This window comes from Streptomyces sp. ISL-96 (assembly GCF_018614035.1).
Classification (GTDB): domain Bacteria; phylum Actinomycetota; class Actinomycetes; order Streptomycetales; family Streptomycetaceae; genus Streptomyces.
This window is the reverse complement of record NZ_JAGGPA010000043.1, coordinates 1-15,736: the sequence shown is the minus strand read 5'-3', so window position 1 is coordinate 15,736 and position 15,736 is coordinate 1. Positions and strand designations below refer to the sequence as shown.

Here is a 15,736-nt window from a genome sequence, read left to right as displayed (position 1 = left end):
GGGCAGACGTCCAGAACGCCGGCGGCGCGGGAATGGAACGGCGGCCAGGGTTGTCGTAACCGAGTTGCGGCGGCGAGCCGTACGGGACCGAAGGGGGAGCAGGGATGACGGAGCCGAGCAGACATTGGGATGGGGCCGGGCTGGAGCGCAAGATCCGCGCCGCCGGGCGGCCGTGGACCGTGGGCGACATCGCGATGGTCGCCGACGGCCAGTGGGGCGTCGGCGCGCAGTCCGACAGGTGGCCGGACGAGGACGTCATGGTGGAGCACCGGGTCGAGGAGGGGCGGCACGTCGAGCTGACGGTGGAGGAGCTGGCCCATGCGGTGGGAGCACGCACCGAAGGCACCCTTCGCGACGAGGACCTCGCCTGACCGTTCAGCGGCGTGGCCCCAGGGCGGACGTCGGCTGCCCGATGACGGCCACAGGAACAGGTTGGTCGGGCACCTGGCCCGGGGCACGTGGAGCGAGCCCCGAGCAGGCGACCGCGGCCCGGGACAGGTGCGCCGTCGGGCCCGGGTCCGCGGTCGAGGCGGCTCCGCGTGCTTCGACCACGCGCCGGATCGCCTGCACGTACGTACCGCTCTCCGCGAGCGCGACGCGAAGGTCGGCCGCGGAGTTGACGATCCGGTCCAGCTCGTAGAAGGCCGGCACGTACCCGGGCCGGGTCAGGGCGTGCAGACGGTCCTGGTGAACGGACACCGCGTTGTCGGTGATGGCCAGGGCTGTACGGATGTGCATGGCCGAGCGTAGGAGCGGGTCGTCGCAGGGGCGGCGGAGGGCGAGAACTTCCAGGACTTCGAGGGGCTTGCCCCAGGCTTTCTCGATCATGGAGGTGGCCTGGCCGAGCGCGGTGCTGTCGGGCATGAAGAACTCCTGTTGTCCGGAGGGGCGGAGGGGGCGTCCGGGAAGGTCCGGGCGGGGGTCAGCGGCTGTGCCGGGGAGCCGACGAAGCGGCCGGCGGCCGGGCTGCGGCTGCGGCTGCGGGCGCGAGGGTGCTCGACCGCTTCTGCGCCGAGGACGTGGTGCGGCTCTGGGCCGCCATCACGCGGAGGTCGGCTGCTGTACGTGGAGCACGCGAGGCACGGCGGACGGCTTCGGTGACAGCAGTGCGGCGTACGTCGAGGGGGGTCGGAGCGCGAGGAACCCGAGGAGCGGGAGCCGGTCCGACCGGCGTCAGCGTGACCAGCGGCTCCATCTCGCGGCGGATCATGTGCCGTTCACGGACCACCGGGGCCGAACTCGCCATGACGGTTGCCGTCGCGGCGATCAGATGAGACGGAGTGCGGGCCGTGAACACCGCCTCCGCCCGCGCACCCCAGCCCCGGGGACCGGCCCACAGCATGACGGCCTCGGCGTCGCGTCCGCCGCGAAGGGTGTCGATCTCGACACCTGCGAGCCCGTCGGGAGCGGTGATCTCGACGACTCCGTACGTGACCTTGTGATGCCAGCCGGCATCGAGCAGCGGCTGGACGGTATCGGTCCAGTAGACCGACGGTTTCGCCAGGAAGCGTCCGTTGTTCTCGTACGGGTCGGATGCGGCGTAGTCCTGGGCCAGGGCGGTGGTGAGGCCGGCGACGATCTCGGCCGGGGTGACGTGGTTGAAGGTCGCCGTCCAGCGGGGCGTGGTGACGGCCTCCTCGGCCGCGGTGATCCTCCACAGCTCGAAGTCGTCGCCGAACCAGCCGACCCTGATCCGCTGGTCGGGAGAGGTGACGAGGAGCTGGCAGGGGCCGTCGTCGAGGTAGTGGTGCGGCCAGTGGGCCACGGGGGCGAAGCCGGCGTCTCCGGTCCCGTTGGAGCCAGCGAGATACATGGGGCTGACCAGTACCTCTTCGTGGCGGGACGGGTCGGGAAGGGCGGACATGGTGGAAGCTCCAGGCGCGTGTGGGAGGAGGGGAATGCGCCCGCGTGCGCAGCGCAACGAAGGGCCGGAGCACACGCGGACGCGGATGCTGTGGCGATGGCGGGGTGCCTCTGGTTCTCGGTGCCACCCGGATCACCTGACCCGTCCCGGGGGCGACTGGGCGGTTACGGCTGTCGGCACCCGCGATTGTGGCTGGGGGGCATGGCTGAACAGGGCGTTTGGTACGGCAGCGCTCCGGCGCAGGGCTGCTGCGGTCCGCGCGCCGTCCGACCCCAACGGGACGCCGGGGTGGGTCCGCTGGGGCACCGTGACGGAAGCGGGCGGCGACAGGACCCGCTGCGTGGCCAAGGGGGCGCTCCAGTGCTCGACGGTCGCGTAGACGGGGCCCAGTTCCCGGCCGGCATCGGTCAGCACGTAGGGGTCGCCGTGGCGCGGGCCCGTGCGGGTGACCAGGCCGTCGGCCTGAAGCCGGAGGAGGCGATGCCGGGTGAAGCTGACGTCCAGGCCGACGCCGTCGGCGATGTGGACGAACCGCATCGGGCCGCCCGCGTCGAGGACTTGGATCACGGCGGTGGAGTGCCGCAGCCGCAGACGCTGTACGGCGTCCTCGACACGTTCGGCTTCGGCCATCGCGCCGGGCGACAGGTAGTTCCGAGACCAGTCGGCCAAGGTGCGGTGCACGTGCGTCAGGGACTCGCCAAGGGCGCTGAGCTGGTACGGAGCCCCGTGGCGCTTGTCGGTTCGGGTGACCAGTCCGTCGGCGTGCATGGCGGCCAGCCGCTTGCCGACCAGCTGCTCGCTGACGAAGGGGAGCCTGGCGGCGACATCCCGCACCCGCATGGGACGATCCTCCTGAGCCATGGTCATCATCGACCAGGTGGTCCACTTGGGCCCCATCAGGGAAAACGCGTCCTCGATGCGCTGAGTGTCGAACGATCCGATGGGAAAGAAGGCGGGCCGGTCGGGCGTATCGCGCGGGTTCATTCGGCCGCCTCCATCCGGGCGAGCAGCGAACGGACCAGAGTGGGCAGGCCCCCTGGTTCGCCGCCGATCCAGATGGGGTCAGCCGCCTCGTCGAGGACGTACGCGGCGTCTCCGAGTAGGCCGCTGGAGATCTCCATGCAGGCGTCGGTGATCCGGGAGGCTGCGAGCAGGGACTGGGAGAGCACGTCGACGTAGTCGCCCGGCGGGAGGTCGGCGGCCTCGGCGGCGGTGCGGATCGCCGCCAGCTCCAGGGCGCTGAAGGCGAAGTCGAACCCGTCTTCCTCCTCGGCGTCTTCGGACGCGGCGAAGGCCAGGTCCGAGGGTTCGGTGGGGATGCCCACGCGCGTACAGATCTGGTCGATGGCGGTGGTCAGCTCGGCGAGGGATTCGGTGAGCCAGCCCAGCGCGGAGGCGTAGGAGGCCAGGGTGAACAGACCCGCCGGTGTGGCGGGGCGCGGTTCGGCGGCCATGAACTCTTCGAGCCGGTCGTTCAGTTCGCACACCACGCGCGGGCCGGCGGACAGCGGTCCCAGTACGGGGTGCAGGTAGGAGCGGTTGGCGGCCGTCGGATATTCGGCGGTGAGGATTCCGGAGACGCTCTGTGCGGCCTCGGTGAGGAGGCCGGCCAGGTCGGTACGGGACAGCGGGGCGCGGTCGGCGGTCATCGCTGGGGGACCTTTCGGGAAGGGGCTGCCGTGGAGTGGGCCGCTGGGGGAGGAGCTGCCGGGGAGGCCGTCGGGCGGCCGGCGGCAAGGGAAGAACGGGACCGGGCGGCCTGGACACGGGCCTCGTCGGCGGAGGCCGTCTCGGTGATCTGCTGAGGGGCGGTGCGTAGGTGGGCCGTGCGGTAGACCGCGTAGTCGTTCCGGCTTCCGGCGGCGACGAGGTAGACCTCGCGCTTGTGGTTCGAGGTCGGCGGGGCCGGGCGGAACTGGATCACCAGCCGGTACGAGACCGAGGGGTCGACGTAGACCTTATGGAAGCGGGCGAGGCGGCCCTTCAACGGCAGGCAGTCGTCACTTCCGTGGACAAGGTTCTGCAGTTCCAGCAGCGCCAAGTCACGGATCTCATCGTGAAGTTCCCGAAGATCGGCGATGGCGTCAGGGTGTGCGGCGAAGGCGAAGCGGGCGCGGCTCACAGCAGCCTCCCCTGTACCGGACGCTGGACCGGTTCCGCCGGAGGCGTACGGGGGGCGTCGAGGCCCGCCTTCGGCGCCGCGGAGGCACCGGCCGACCGGGCGAGGGCGATGCGGGCGACGCGGGCCCGAACGACGGCGCCGTTGTCATCGCTGTACTCCGGCGGCTCGGGCAACGGGCCGCTGCGGTCCTCCAGCCAGGATCGGGCGGCGCCGACGTCGGCGAAGGTGCCCTCGCGCATCCTGTACGTGCCGGCGTCGTGGTCCCACTCTTCGTGGAAGACCCGAATCGGTGCCTCGTCGGCGCGGGAGTCGCGCGTCAGCGTCCACGTCTCGCACGGGTCGGAGTCCGAGGTGTGGTTGTCGAGGACCTCGTACCGGGCGCCCGACTCCCGGATCTGCCGTTCAACCCACACCGTGAGGTCGTCGGCGGGTTTCAAGGAGCCGCCGTGGATCTTGGCGATTTTCTCGGGCGGGCAGCCGCGTTCGACCAGCCAGTTCTGGGCGAAGGACACCGTGGCGTGGTGGCTCGTCTCCAGGGTGTACGTGAACTGGGTGAGATCCCGTGCGACGGCGATCGCCATCACCTGAGGAGCGCCGGGTATTCCCCACGTGGCCGACTGGTCGTGGGCGATGACGAAGCTGTGGGAGCCGTTGGGCGTGGTGTGGTGCTGGGAGAGCGCCGTCAGGTCACCGGACCAGAACCTCTCCACTGCCTCCTCGGACGCGTCATCGGCGGGGGCGAGTTCGTCGAGATCAAAATCGAAGTCGAAGCCGCCGTTCATGCCGCCACCCCCGACTGCACAGGGGCGGGAGTGGCCGGCACCCGGTGGTTGGGGCGGGTCGGGCTCGTCGTGCACGCGGCGAACGGACCGTCCGGGGCGCGGAGGTGCACGAGGGCCTGGTCCAGGTGGTCGCGGTGCCAGGTCGACGGACCGGCCAGGCCGGCCTCTGTGTCGGTGAGTTGCTGCCACGCGAGCCAGAGGGCGTGCAGCCGGGCGACGGCCTCCGGGTGCTCGTGCCACTGCGCGCACCAGGGGCGCGTCGTGCTGATCTCCCGGCCGTACACCGGCAGGAGGAGGAAGTTCACCCAGTCGCTGAGGGCGGCGAGTTCGACGGCGTACGCCTCGCCGCCCAGAGCGAGGATGAACACCGAGGCGGGGCCGTTGGTCTTCTCGGGGCCGGCCGCCCCGGCTTCCGCAGCGCCGTCCGTCTGCTGACCGGCAGGGGGTACGGGATCGGGCTCGGAGCCGAGGCGGTCGAGGATGACGCCGTGGCGCCTGACCTCCGCGATGGTCTTGGCGAGGGTGCTGGCGAGGTCGTCGAGGTTTTCGTCGGAGACCCGGAACGGCTCCGGGCCGGGGGTGGTCGGGCTGGTGTCGGACATGAGAGCGTGCTCCATCTGTGAGACGGCGACATGCCCGAGAGGATGCGAAGAATCCGCGGTTTGGCCCGGCCGGGAAAACCCGGTAGGGAGCCGCTACCCGGCCGCGCAGCGCGGACAGCGCGGGAACGGTGGCGCCAGCAACTGCAAAGCCCGAGTGGCCTGTTGGGGTACGACGCCGTTGCCGAGCGCGGTGAGCTGAGCCGGGCGCCCGAGTCCCGGGGTGGCGGTGACCCAGCCGGCGTCGAGGCCCTGCATCCACTCGACGAAGTCGGCACGGAGCCGACCGGCCGCGTCCGTGGGCGTCGGCGCGGGGCGGGTGAGCGTCTCCCATCGGGCGATGGCGGCTGCGTACGGCCCCCACAGCCGGTCGCCTCCCCGGTCTCCTGGGACGGCTCCGCCCACAGCGGCAGGACCACCGCCGACAAGGGAGGGCGCCACCCCTTGCCGGGGCGGCGGCCAGGGGTGCCCGTGTCGCTGGCCCTGGGCGTGGGCAGCAGCGACGCTGCCGCACTGGGCAGGGTCATGTCCCCGTTGCCGTGCCGCTGGTTCGGCGAGCCCTTGATCCCGTCCGACGCCTTCGGAGTCGGCAGCAACAGCCACTCGACCTCGTCGGCCAGGTTGGGCCCGTGGCCCCCGCTCTTCCTCTTGGCCGGGTGCTGCGAGCCGCCGTTCTTGCCGATGTTGCTGGTCGGCGTCTTGAGCAGGGTGTCCGGCGGGCCAGGCCGTGAGGAAGGTCCGCTCGCGGCGGTGTGGGGCCCCGACGTCGGAGGCGCGAAGCACGAGCCACTTCGCGTCGTACCGGAGGTCGGCCAGGGATCCGAGTACGGCACCGAGTGCCCGCAGAGGAGGCTGACCTGCGGTGTCTCCCAGACACCACGGGCAGGGTTCCACGTCGCCAGGGGAACCGGCGGGGGAGGTGAGGAGGCCGCGGACATTCTCGATCACTACCAAGCAGGGTCGGAGGGCCTCGACCGCACGGGCGACGTGCAGCCACAGCCCGGAGCGGGTGTGGGCGTTGAGTCCGGCCCGGCGGCCGGCGACCGAGACGTCTTTGACAGGGGAAGCCGGCCGTCAGGACGCACACCCGGGGGACGGTGGACCAGCCAACGGTCGTGATGTCGCCCAGGTTGGGGACGTCGGGCCAGTGCCGGGCCAGGATGCGCGAGGCGTTCGGATCGACCTCCGCGTGCCAGGCCAGCGTGCCGCCGAGAGCGGCCTGCACCCCCAGGTCGAGGCCGCCGTACCCGGAGCAGAGCGACCCGATCAGCGGAGGGCGGGAGACGGTAGTGGGCATATCACCGACCTCGTACGGTCCGGGGCGCGACAGTTGCTGGCTCCGTCGGCGCGGGGGCAGGGGGTACGACCTCGTACACGGGAGTCGTGGTCCGGGTGAGGGCTGCCCGGAGCCGCGAGGACGGCGGCGAGACCGCTGTCGAGGCGGCGTGTAGGGAGTCGGCCGCGTCCCGCAGGGCGGCGTCCGCCGTTTCGAGCGACTCGTCGATCACCCGCCCCGCCGCCTCCCGGGCGTCCCGGGCATCGGGCCGGTCGTGCAGGTGCTCGGTCCGTTCCAGGAACGCGAGCTGCTGGGCCACCTCCCCGAGGGCGGCTGCCGCCTCACCGGCGGGCCGTACGGCGGCGGAGAAGCTGGAAACGGCCAGGGAAGTGCGAGAGCTGTGTTCCCTGTTGACGGTGCGGAAGAGGACCTCGTCACCCAGCTCGGTGAGCAGTTTGCCGAGTTCGGAGATCTGCTGGGCGACGGCGACGCTGCCCGGGAGGCGGTGGGGGTCTCCAGGGACCGGGAGCTTGCCACGCTGGGCATCGAAGGCCGAGGCCGTGGCACGTATGGCCAGGGCGTCGGCGAGAGAGTTGGTGGTCACGATGAATCCCTGTACGTGAGGAGGGGCGGTGGAAGAGGGGTGTCAGCTGTGGTTGCGCGAGGGCGGGCGTGCGGCGGTCGGGGCAGGCCCGGGACCGAGCCGGCCCGGGGGAGACGGAGCGGTGCGCGGCGTACTGCGGGTGAGGGCCGCGTGCACCCGCGCCGCCGGCGGCCCGCTCGGGGAAGAAGCGGTGGCTGGCGCCCGTGAAGCCGGCCGGCCGTTCGCGGTCTGCCAGCGGGTGCGGACTTCGTCGAGCGGGCCGAGCGTGTGCAGGGCGTGGTTGATGAGCCGCCCGGGGGCCAGGGCCTCGTCCTCGGCCAGGGCGCGGACGGCGCGGGCGGAGGCGGCGGCGGTGCGCGTGATGGAGGAGCGCATCACCTGTTTGCCGAGCCATTCGGCGTCGCCGGCGCCCATGCCGTCGCAGATGGCGGTGAGCCGGTCTTCCGACAGCGTGCCGTCGGCGAGCAGGCCGCGCCGCTGGGCTTCCCAGAGCAGGGTGATCCGGTCGATGGGCTCGCCCCGGTGGTGCAGCGCTCCGAGGCACCGGTAGAGCTGACCGTGGGCCGGGTCGGCGAAGTCCCCCGGACGCAGCCAGTCCACCACCTCGCCCATGGCTCCCGGCCGTTCGACGAGGACGGCCAGAAGGAACTCCTCGTCCTCGGCAACTCGATCGGCCTGAGCCGGCGGAAGGGAGGGCGCGACGGTGGCCGGCGACGTCGCAGGCGCGACCGGTCGCGGTTCGGTGCCCCACCGCCGTGCGAGATCCGTGAGCACCCCGGTCAGGACGTCCGCGCAGTGCAACGTTCCCTCGACCTCGCCTTGCAAGGCGCCCGTGCGAGCTTCCTGGTGGAGACGGATCGCGTGCTGGGTGACGGTGCGGTGGATCGCCCCGTCCAGCACCATGCGGCCGTACACCGGGGCGTGCGCGGGACGCGGACAGGCCGAGACCAGGATGTGGGCGTACGAGGCGGTCAGTCCCCTGACGTGGAGGCTAGCTTCGTCGACCGCGTCGGTCACCCACGACAGCGGCACCGGCCCCTCGCCCTCTACCGCGGGGTGGCCGTCGCCTCGGAGCTTGCGCAGCGCGGCGAACAGCGCCCGGTGGACCGGCCGGTAGAAGCGATCCGGCGCGAGCCACTCCAGGTGCGCGAGCTGGCCCGGGTCGAGCAGCACCGCGCCGAGGACCGCCTGCTCCGCATTCAGCAGCGGGTTCATCGACGACCTCGTGTGCTGGAAGCGGACGGCTCACTCGGTCGGGCACGCAGATCGGCGACCGCCCGGTCGGCAGCGGCCACCGCCTGGGCGAAGCCGTCCAGCACGGTGGTGAACGCGGGATCGGAGACGGGAATCGCCCCGGCATCGCTGACCAGCCACCACCGGCCGTCGCGCCGGACGACCGGCGACTGCGCCAGCCGCGCGGAACGGGGCGTGGGCGCGCTCATGCCGACAGCCCGAAGTCGTCGTGGCCGATGGTCTTCGCCAGGGCCCGGTCGGTGATCGCCTTCGTGGCGCGGGCGGAGGCTGGCCCGACCACCTTGGCGGAGGGTTCCTTGTACCAGGGCCGGATGCTGAGCATGGCGATCCGCAGGCCGGTGGCCAGGAGCAGCACCTTGCCCTTGGGCAGGGCGCGGATCGCGTCGGGCGGCAGGATCCGCTCGGTGCGCATGCTCACCGAGGTGGACTTGCCGCCCTCGCTCGTCGACACCGAGACGGTCTGGACGTCGTGGTCACCGACCTGTCGGCTGAGGCGGTCGGCGAAGTCGGCGTCGTCGATGCCCGATCCGACGATCTTGACGGTGGCGGCGGACCAGAGGGCGTCCATCCCGGCCTCGCCCCAGCACCGCTGGCCCTGCCGGTAGGACTGCAGGATCGTCATCGGGATGACGCCCCGGCTGCCCAGGTGCGAGTACAAGTCCGGGAGGTCGCTGATGCGGCACACGTTCGCTGCCTCGTCGAGGACGCACAGGGCGGGCGGGTCGAGCCGTCCACCGGAGCGCTCGGCGACGATCACGGCCGCGCGCATCACGGCGTCGGCCGCCGCCGCGATGATCGCGGACGCGCTGCCGCCGCCGTCCTTGCTCAGCAGGTACAGCGTGTCGCGGGAGGTGGCGAAGGCGAGGGGCTTGAACTCGGGGAGGTCCTCGCTCGGGGTGACCCAGGCGGCGACATCCGGGTCGAGCAGACAGCTCGCGTACTGCCTCGCCGTCTCATAGATGCCGTCTCGCGTTTCGGTCGCGCCGGAGACGGTGCCCTGGAGCTGTGCGGCGACCGCGTCATGGCCGGCGTCGGTGAGCAGGTCGACCGGGGTCCGGTCGGCGGGGGAGGCGAGCCAGGCCAGCACGTCGGTGATCGGCCGCCGGTGGCTCGCGGCGGCCAGGAACAGGGCGCCGAGCGTGTTGGACGCGGCGGTGGACCAGAAGTCGGAGCCGCTCGACTCGTCCACGCTCGCGGCGACGAAGTGCCCGGCCAGACGCTTCGCCCCGGCCAGGTCGCGGGCGTCGGCCAGGATGTCCCACCACATCTCGCGCGGGTGGTGGGCGATCTGCTGGGGGTCGAGGGTCCAGACCGTGCCGACCTCGGCACGGGCGTCCATCGTGGCGGTGAACGCGTCGTTCGCGGCCTTGTTGCTGGTGAGCAGGACCGGGCCGGGAGCCGCGAGGATCGCGGGGATCGCCAGCCCGGACGTCTTACCGGAACGCGGGGCCATGATCGCGACGATCACGTCCTCCCAGGAGGCGCGAACCTCGGCACGACCGGGGTCGAGGGTGCCGAGCAGGATGCCGCGGTCGGCGGGAGCGACCTCTTTTGCACTCCCGGTCGCCGAGGGACGGCAGCAGGCTCTTCGCCTTGGCGGTGATCTCCTTGTCCAGCAGCGGCGCCAGGTCGCTCTTACGGGCGAGACCGGACTTGGAGCCGACGCGCCAGCGCATCCAGAGCACCAGGCCGGTGGTGATCAGGGCCAGGGTGAGCAGGCCGGGGAGGATGCGGGCGCCGACCAGCAGCGCGGTGGTGCTCAGGGCCGGCCACAGCACCTCGGGGTGCAACAGGGCGTCGGTGGCGCGGAACGGGGCCCACGATCCGCTGCCGACGGCGGCGTTGGTGAGGTTGCCGGTCAGCCAGGTGAGGGAGCCGAAGGCCGTGGCGGCGCCGAGGACGCCGAACAGGAGATAGAGGAGCGCATCCGACCCGGTGGTGGTCGACGGCGCGCTGGTACGCGGGGAGGGCACGGCGGTTCCTTGGGTGTGCGAGCGGATGGGGGCGGGGCGCGCTCGGCTCTCATGCAGCTCACACGCCTACTCCTTGTGGATCGAGCGGAGACGTTTCAGCGGTGGCGGTCGGCGGGGCGTGCCGCAGGCGGGGGCGGCGCGGCGGGCGACGGGGCGCTGGTGTTGGTGCCGGCCTTGGCCGCCACGGGCGAGGCCAGGCGGGCAGCGGCCAGACGCCGGGCGCCGGGATCGACAGTCTCGCTGACGTAGCCGGCGAACAGGGCCGGGTCGATCGCGACGCGGTACCCCAGGTCGGCCAGCATGCTCACGGCAGAGGAAGAGGCGAGCTGCCGGTCCGGGCCGACGAGGTGCGACGCAAGGCTGTAGGAGGCGGGATCGCCCGGGTCGCCTGGGGCGGTGAACCCGCAGGAGCGCAGGATGCGGTGGGCCGATTCGGGCAGGCCGGTCCGGCAGTCGGCCCAGACCAAGTCATCGGCCCAGAGGAGGATTTCGACGTCGGTGCCGTAGGTGTCGGCGAGGTTGGCCATGGAGGGCCCTTCTGGAGAGCGGAGCGGTGGGGTGCGCGCCGGGACTTCTTCGGTGCCGGGCGGCGACGACGGTTGTCGGGGGCCGGTCTGCGGCGTGGAAGTACGGGCGGCACGGCGGCGGTCGGCGTCCGCATCGCGGGCGGGAGGCGCTGCGGCGACCGGGCCGGCGCCGAGGACGTCGTCGAGCAGTTCCCGGGTCCGCAGGACGTTGACCCTCTCGTGGTACCGGGGGTCGGTCCGCTCGGCAGGGCACGCGGCGATCCCGTCCTCGGCGGCTGCCAGCTGCTCCTGAACGTCCTGGAGCATGACGTGGGCGGCGGCCAGTCGCGTCCAGGTCTCGAAGACGGGGTTGTGGTGCGAGTCGTCGAACGCCAGACGGACACGGGTCCAGTCGGCTGCAGCGGCGACGTGTTCGGTCAGCTGAGGCAGAGCCCCGACCAGCGCACCATTGACCTCCTCGATGATTCCCGCCACTTCCTTGGGCGTTGCGTCCTCGGTGAGACGGGCGATCATCCCGGGGACGGCGTACGGGTCGGCGGAAGCGCTGGGCAGGTGTCGGAACTGCAGCGGCTTGTCGGAGCTGGGTGCCACGCTGCGGTAAGCGAGCCGGATGTTGTGCTGCATCGCGGCGCCGACGGCCTCGCCGATGCTGGAGTAGAACTCGGGCACGATTCCTCCTTGGTGGTTGTCCTGGGCCGGAGCCGGGTGGAAGCACGAGGCACACGCGCTCCCACCTGCGGTGGACTCCGGTCTGGTAGCGGAGGACAGCAGCGGCGGATTCACGGGGCGACCGACAAGGGCAAGGGCATCGACCGCCCGCATGAGGTAGGCGCGAGGCAGGCCGGCGGTGGGCGCGTACGACGAGATCACCGGATTCACCGCCGCGGACCAGGGGCGTGCGACGGACGCACAGCCACAGTGGAGTCCGTCGCCTCGACGCCGAGGGACGGGGAGACCTTGGCCTTGGCCACGGCCGGCGAAGTGGCCAGAGCAGCGCCCCGGTGATCGGGCAGCTTCGGGGAGCGCGTCCGCGTCTCGGCCTGGGGATGCTGCGTGTTGCCGACACGGCGCAGCTCGGCCTCGGAGTCGAGGAGTTCGGACTGCGCCGAGCTGACGAACTCCGCAGCGAAGCCGAATCGGTCGGCCAGCGCGTACGCCTCGTCGTCAAGGACGTTGATGTGCTCGCCCGCCGCCTCCAGCGCTTCGCGGACGCGCTCCAAGGCGCCGTGCTCAGGGTGAAGGAGGTGGTCAACCGCCCGCTGAAGGTCGGCCCCGTTCTCGGCCGACCGGATCCGATCCGTGATCTGGAGCAGTACCGCCCCGGCGGCATAGGGCCCGAGGGCAGGCGCAGGAGTGCTCATCCGAGCCATATCCAGAGAGGGGGCGAGGTCGACACCGTAGCGGGCGGCGCGGAGCATCACGGCCGCGTGGCTGGCGATGGCGACCTGGTCGGCGACCGGGGTGGTGGTGGGAAGGCGATGGCGCCGGCCGTACCAGTCGTCGATCTGCTGGAAGCCTGCGTGCTTGAGGAGCTGGGCGGAGAGATCGTCGGTGGCCCCCTTGGCCACGACGCTGCCGCTGAACTCGGACGTGATAGTGATCGAAGGGGCAGGCATGTGGGTCTCCTCGGCGCGAGGGGTCGGGTCTGGAGCGGCGGGCAGGTGTCCCAGCTCGGCAGCGAGGCGCCGGCACTCGGTCTGCACGCGAAAGACGTCGCGATACGTGTTGTGGAGACCGCCGTCCTCACGGGCGAGGGTGGCCACGACGTGCACCTGCCGGGGCTGGTTGCGCAGGGCGATCCACCGGCAGGCGTCGGGATCGCCGTCCGGGGCGAGCCCGACGGCGGACACCAGGCTGCGGGCGACGGTGGCCCACTGCGAGTCGGTGAGGTCCGGCCGACCCGGGTCGGAACGGACCGAACAGACCCAGGTCGGCCGCACGGGGGCGCGGGCCCCGAGACGCTCGACGGGCGCGTCGAGAGCGTGGGCCAAGTAGGGCAGCGAACCCGACTCGGCGAGCAGCTCGATCGGGGCTCCGTGACCGTCGCCCGCGATCAACCGGGGGCTGGTGTGGTTGCCGCGCTCACCCGGCCCGAACAGGTACGCGAGCGGGCCGGCGGTGTCGCTGGCGCGCTGCAGGTGGGCGATCACGGTGTCTACCTCGAAAGGCAAGGAAGAAGCGAGGGCCCGGGGCGGACCAACAGGGAGAGAATCCGCAGGATTCGGGATTTGGCCCGGCCGGGGATCCCTGATAGACGCCGTGCTCACCCGTCCTTGACCTTGGTGGGAGAAGAGGACTCGGTGCCCCGTCGCAGCGGGGCACCGAGCGGCTAGAAGTAGGGGTTCTCGGTCGGCTGGTCGGCGGCGGTGGCGGCCTGGAGCAGCTCGGTGAGGTCGTCGGGTTCGGAGGACCGCTGGTCGATCCACCACCCGGCACGGGTGACGGTGCGAGCGGTCTCCTCGATCCCCTCCCACTCCGTCTCGGTGGTTTCGCCTTCGAGGACCAGGGCGGTGTAGGCGGCGGCCAGGACCTGGTGTCGACAGCGCACACCCCAGGCGATGGCCCGCTCGGTCCCCTCCAGAGGAGGCATTCGGTACTGCTGCGACCAGGATTCGGACTCGGCCTGCTCTTCGGCTCGCTTGGCCTTGAGCCAGGCTGCCTTGTCCTGCTCGGCGCCCTCCTTGGAGGCACGCCAGCAGTCAGAGCACTCCTGCCTGGCGAGCCACTCGGCGAAGCCCGCCCGGCGGTCGGCTGCCCGGTCGGACAGATCGCGGTCTGCCTGGTGACCGCAGGTGTGGTTGATCGACCAGATGGTCTTCACGGCCATGGGACTCTCTCCTTAAGGGAGTTGGATCAGCGGGGGGCGGGAGAACGCGATGCGGGGGTCGACCGGACGGGACGCCGCGGCCGGGGCGGCGGGGGCGGGGACCGGTGCCCTGCCCGGGAGGCCGGAACGGGCCGGGCTGGCAGCGAGCGCGGCGGCGCTGGTCGGAGATCCGAGGGCGGCACCGGGGTCGTGCTCACGGGACGTGGCCGGTACGGGAGCAGGGCGGGGGCGTGCTGCAACGTCCTGAGCGAGGCGGGGCTGCACCGCGACCTGAATGCCGGAGCGGTTCAGCGCCAGCGTGGCGCCGGCGACCTTCCCCAGGGCCTCATCCCGGCCGGTGGTGGCGGGCAGCACGTAGATGTCCAGGTGCGGGTTGTGCCGCCAGCCGTGTTCCACCAGGGCGAGTCCGGTGAGCCCGGAGGCACGGCTGTCGATGGCCGCGACGATGCCGAGCCGTGGAAGCTCGGCGAAGGCGACATCGGGCTCGCCAAGCGGAACCCGGTCGCGGCCGGGCGCCGCAACAGGTGCGAGCGAGGGATCGAAGACGGCATCCGTATCGACCCGGAAGCCGGCGTTGCGCAGCAGCGTGACGGCACGGGCGGCACGGCCCTGGCCGTCACGCTGCTGATCGGCCAGGGCGTACAGGGTCGGTTCGCCCGGGACCGGACGGAAGTCGAGGCGCTCCAGCATCCACGTACTGGCGGCGAGGTGCTTGGGGTTCGCGGCGACGATGCCGTAGTCGGGGTGGCTGCCGACCGCGACGTCGGGAAGCGGTTCTTGATCGGAGGTGGGCATGGCTGATCCATCCGGTGCAGGCTCGAGGACAGGGGCGGTCGAGGGCCGGAACGGTTCTGCTGGTGCGGGGCATAAGGAGCATTCCGATGCGGAAAGGTGGTCAGCGACCGGGAGCGGAAGAAGAGGGGCGTGCGGGCGGCAGAACGGTGCGCGCGGACGATTTCTCCGGCAGGCGGGCCGGGACCGTGCGCTGTCCGACCGACGGCGAAGGCGCGAGAGCGGCGCTCACCCGTGGCGAGGCAGAGGCCGACGGGGCGGTCCGGTTCGCCTGCGTCCGAGCCTTGTTGGGGTGGGTGGTGTGGCGGTCGGCCAGGTCGTTGCGAATCTCTTGAAGCCTGTTTGCGTCTGAGTCCAGGTCCTCGGCGATGAGGCGCAAGCGGTCCGCGTAACGGTGGTCGGCCCTGTCGCCGAACCCCTCCCACCAGTCGGCCGTAGTGTCGAGGATCTCGATGACCCGCTGGAAAACGCCGTCGCCGGGAGCGGTCAGTTCGCTCAGTGAAGCGACCGCCTCACTCGTGTGCGTCGCCGCCTGGATGGACTGGGCCAGGTGCCCGAGACGGTCGCCGAGACTCATCTCGTCGGTCCGGGCAAGAGGAAGGCTGGGGTTCAAGAGGGCAGGGTCGCCGGCGGGGTGGAAGCCTTCGGCCCGCAGCATGTCGAAGGCCCGGGGCACTGCCTGCCGCTGCTCGGTCGGGTCGGTCATGGCCGAGGGCAGCCGGTGGTAGCGCTCGCCGCCGAACGCCACGGCGGGGATGAAGCCTGCGCGGTGGAGCACGGCGTCGACGGCGCGCTCCTGAGCGGATCGTTCCTGCGCGGGGCGTGGAGGAACGCCGAGCTGGTCCAGGCGCGCGTCGATGGCGGCGAGCAGACTCGGGATGCTGCCGCCGTGCCGGGCGTCAGGACCGCCGGGTTCCGAGTCGTAGATCACTTCGTACACCGCGGGCCCGGTGTCCCGGTGGCGGATCACCGTCCAGCTCTCGGGGGACTCGGGGGTGTCGCTCGGTGGTTCCTGCGGTGGCGAGATGATCAGCGAACTGTCGTCGGGGAGGGCGGCGTGGACGATGTAGTCGCTGAGGCCGTACTCGACGGTGACCTCTAGGCCCGGACTTCGCG

General features: G+C 71.9%; 16 protein-coding genes and 4 pseudogenes. 1 reads left to right on the top strand and 19 read right to left on the bottom strand.

The window, feature by feature from the left end:
* Positions 1-104 precede the first annotated feature (104 nt).
* Positions 105-371 carry a hypothetical protein gene (locus tag J7E96_RS26395; RefSeq protein WP_215134557.1) on the top strand — a complete coding sequence of 89 codons (267 nt, stop codon included), beginning with the start codon at positions 105-107 and terminating at the stop codon, positions 369-371.
* Positions 372-375: 4 nt separating this feature from the next.
* On the opposite strand, the gene J7E96_RS26390 is transcribed toward J7E96_RS26395, so the two are convergent.
* The 19 genes and pseudogenes from J7E96_RS26390 to J7E96_RS37685 form a co-directional block, all read right to left on the bottom strand.
* Positions 376-864, bottom strand: coding sequence for a hypothetical protein (locus J7E96_RS26390; protein WP_215134555.1), 489 nt, complete (start codon positions 862-864; stop codon positions 376-378).
* Positions 865-922: 58 nt separating this feature from the next.
* Positions 923-1,864, bottom strand: a complete 942-nt coding sequence (locus J7E96_RS26385; protein WP_215134553.1) for a DUF317 domain-containing protein — start codon at positions 1,862-1,864, stop codon at positions 923-925.
* Positions 1,865-1,996: 132 nt separating this feature from the next.
* Positions 1,997-2,848 carry a helix-turn-helix domain-containing protein gene (locus tag J7E96_RS26380; RefSeq protein WP_215134552.1) on the bottom strand — a complete coding sequence of 284 codons (852 nt, stop codon included), beginning with the start codon at positions 2,846-2,848 and terminating at the stop codon, positions 1,997-1,999.
* The gene (locus tag J7E96_RS26375; protein WP_215134550.1) at positions 2,845-3,513 is read right to left on the bottom strand and encodes a hypothetical protein; all 669 of its coding nucleotides are present in this window, start codon (positions 3,511-3,513) and stop codon (positions 2,845-2,847) included. The genes J7E96_RS26380 and J7E96_RS26375 overlap by 4 nt, the downstream gene beginning before the upstream one ends.
* A complete protein-coding gene (locus tag J7E96_RS26370) occupies positions 3,510-3,986 on the bottom strand; it encodes a hypothetical protein (protein ID WP_215134548.1) in 477 nt (158 codons plus the stop codon). The genes J7E96_RS26375 and J7E96_RS26370 overlap by 4 nt, the downstream gene beginning before the upstream one ends.
* Positions 3,983-4,768, bottom strand: a complete 786-nt coding sequence (locus J7E96_RS26365) for a glycosyl hydrolase (RefSeq protein ID WP_215134546.1) — start codon at positions 4,766-4,768, stop codon at positions 3,983-3,985. The genes J7E96_RS26370 and J7E96_RS26365 overlap by 4 nt, the downstream gene beginning before the upstream one ends.
* A complete protein-coding gene (locus tag J7E96_RS26360; RefSeq protein WP_215134544.1) occupies positions 4,765-5,370 on the bottom strand; it encodes a DUF4913 domain-containing protein in 606 nt (201 codons plus the stop codon). Before J7E96_RS26360 ends, J7E96_RS26365 begins: the two co-directional genes overlap by 4 nt.
* A 93-nt stretch (positions 5,371-5,463) precedes the next feature.
* Positions 5,464-5,772 carry a hypothetical protein gene (locus J7E96_RS37705; protein ID WP_308296148.1) on the bottom strand — a complete coding sequence of 103 codons (309 nt, stop codon included), beginning with the start codon at positions 5,770-5,772 and terminating at the stop codon, positions 5,464-5,466.
* Between the two features lie 357 nt (positions 5,773-6,129).
* Positions 6,130-6,369 (bottom strand): annotated as a pseudogene (locus J7E96_RS37700) (DNA cytosine methyltransferase); the annotation flags it as partial.
* A gap of 121 nt (positions 6,370-6,490) precedes the next feature.
* Positions 6,491-6,664 (bottom strand): annotated as a pseudogene (locus tag J7E96_RS37695) (DNA cytosine methyltransferase); the annotation flags it as partial.
* 1 nt (position 6,665) lies between these two features.
* On the bottom strand, positions 6,666-7,247 hold the full coding sequence (locus tag J7E96_RS26350; protein ID WP_215134542.1) for a hypothetical protein: 582 nt from the start codon (positions 7,245-7,247) through the stop codon (positions 6,666-6,668).
* A 42-nt stretch (positions 7,248-7,289) separates the two neighbouring features.
* Positions 7,290-8,462, bottom strand: coding sequence for a DnaB-like helicase N-terminal domain-containing protein (locus J7E96_RS26345; protein ID WP_215134540.1), 1,173 nt, complete (start codon positions 8,460-8,462; stop codon positions 7,290-7,292).
* Positions 8,459-8,689 carry a hypothetical protein gene (locus tag J7E96_RS26340; protein WP_215134538.1) on the bottom strand — a complete coding sequence of 77 codons (231 nt, stop codon included), beginning with the start codon at positions 8,687-8,689 and terminating at the stop codon, positions 8,459-8,461. Before J7E96_RS26340 ends, J7E96_RS26345 begins: the two co-directional genes overlap by 4 nt.
* Positions 8,686-10,474 (bottom strand): annotated as a pseudogene (locus J7E96_RS26335) (type IV secretory system conjugative DNA transfer family protein). Before J7E96_RS26335 ends, J7E96_RS26340 begins: the two are co-directional and overlap by 4 nt.
* 95 nt (positions 10,475-10,569) lie before the next feature.
* A complete protein-coding gene (locus J7E96_RS26325) occupies positions 10,570-11,670 on the bottom strand; it encodes a hypothetical protein (RefSeq protein WP_215134535.1) in 1,101 nt (366 codons plus the stop codon).
* A 206-nt stretch (positions 11,671-11,876) separates the two neighbouring features.
* On the bottom strand, positions 11,877-13,172 hold the full coding sequence (locus J7E96_RS37690) for a hypothetical protein (RefSeq protein ID WP_251070459.1): 1,296 nt from the start codon (positions 13,170-13,172) through the stop codon (positions 11,877-11,879).
* Between the two features lie 158 nt (positions 13,173-13,330).
* Positions 13,331-13,828, bottom strand: a complete 498-nt coding sequence (locus tag J7E96_RS26315; protein WP_215134532.1) for a hypothetical protein — start codon at positions 13,826-13,828, stop codon at positions 13,331-13,333.
* A 12-nt stretch (positions 13,829-13,840) separates the two neighbouring features.
* A complete protein-coding gene (locus tag J7E96_RS26310) occupies positions 13,841-14,623 on the bottom strand; it encodes a hypothetical protein (protein WP_215134530.1) in 783 nt (260 codons plus the stop codon).
* Between the two features lie 100 nt (positions 14,624-14,723).
* Positions 14,724-15,736 (bottom strand): annotated as a pseudogene (locus tag J7E96_RS37685) (hypothetical protein); the annotation flags it as partial.

Bases quoted from the DNA above. Each gene is read 5' to 3' on its own strand.
- J7E96_RS26340 (WP_215134538.1), bottom strand. From the start codon at position 8,689: ATGAGCGCGCCCACGCCCCGTTCCGCGCGGCTGGCGCAGTCGCCGGTC.
- J7E96_RS26395 (WP_215134557.1), top strand. From the start codon at position 105: ATGACGGAGCCGAGCAGACATTGGGATGGGGCCGGGCTGGAGCGCAAG.
- J7E96_RS26385 (WP_215134553.1), bottom strand. From the start codon at position 1,864: ATGTCCGCCCTTCCCGACCCGTCCCGCCACGAAGAGGTACTGGTCAGC.
- J7E96_RS26375 (WP_215134550.1), bottom strand. From the start codon at position 3,513: ATGACCGCCGACCGCGCCCCGCTGTCCCGTACCGACCTGGCCGGCCTC.
- J7E96_RS26345 (WP_215134540.1), bottom strand. From the start codon at position 8,462: ATGAACCCGCTGCTGAATGCGGAGCAGGCGGTCCTCGGCGCGGTGCTG.
- J7E96_RS26360 (WP_215134544.1), bottom strand. From the start codon at position 5,370: ATGTCCGACACCAGCCCGACCACCCCCGGCCCGGAGCCGTTCCGGGTC.
- J7E96_RS26315 (WP_215134532.1), bottom strand. From the start codon at position 13,828: ATGGCCGTGAAGACCATCTGGTCGATCAACCACACCTGCGGTCACCAG.
- J7E96_RS26390 (WP_215134555.1), bottom strand. From the start codon at position 864: ATGCCCGACAGCACCGCGCTCGGCCAGGCCACCTCCATGATCGAGAAA.
- J7E96_RS26365 (WP_215134546.1), bottom strand. From the start codon at position 4,768: ATGAACGGCGGCTTCGACTTCGATTTTGATCTCGACGAACTCGCCCCC.
- J7E96_RS26310 (WP_215134530.1), bottom strand. From the start codon at position 14,623: ATGCCCACCTCCGATCAAGAACCGCTTCCCGACGTCGCGGTCGGCAGC.
- J7E96_RS26380 (WP_215134552.1), bottom strand. From the start codon at position 2,848: ATGAACCCGCGCGATACGCCCGACCGGCCCGCCTTCTTTCCCATCGGA.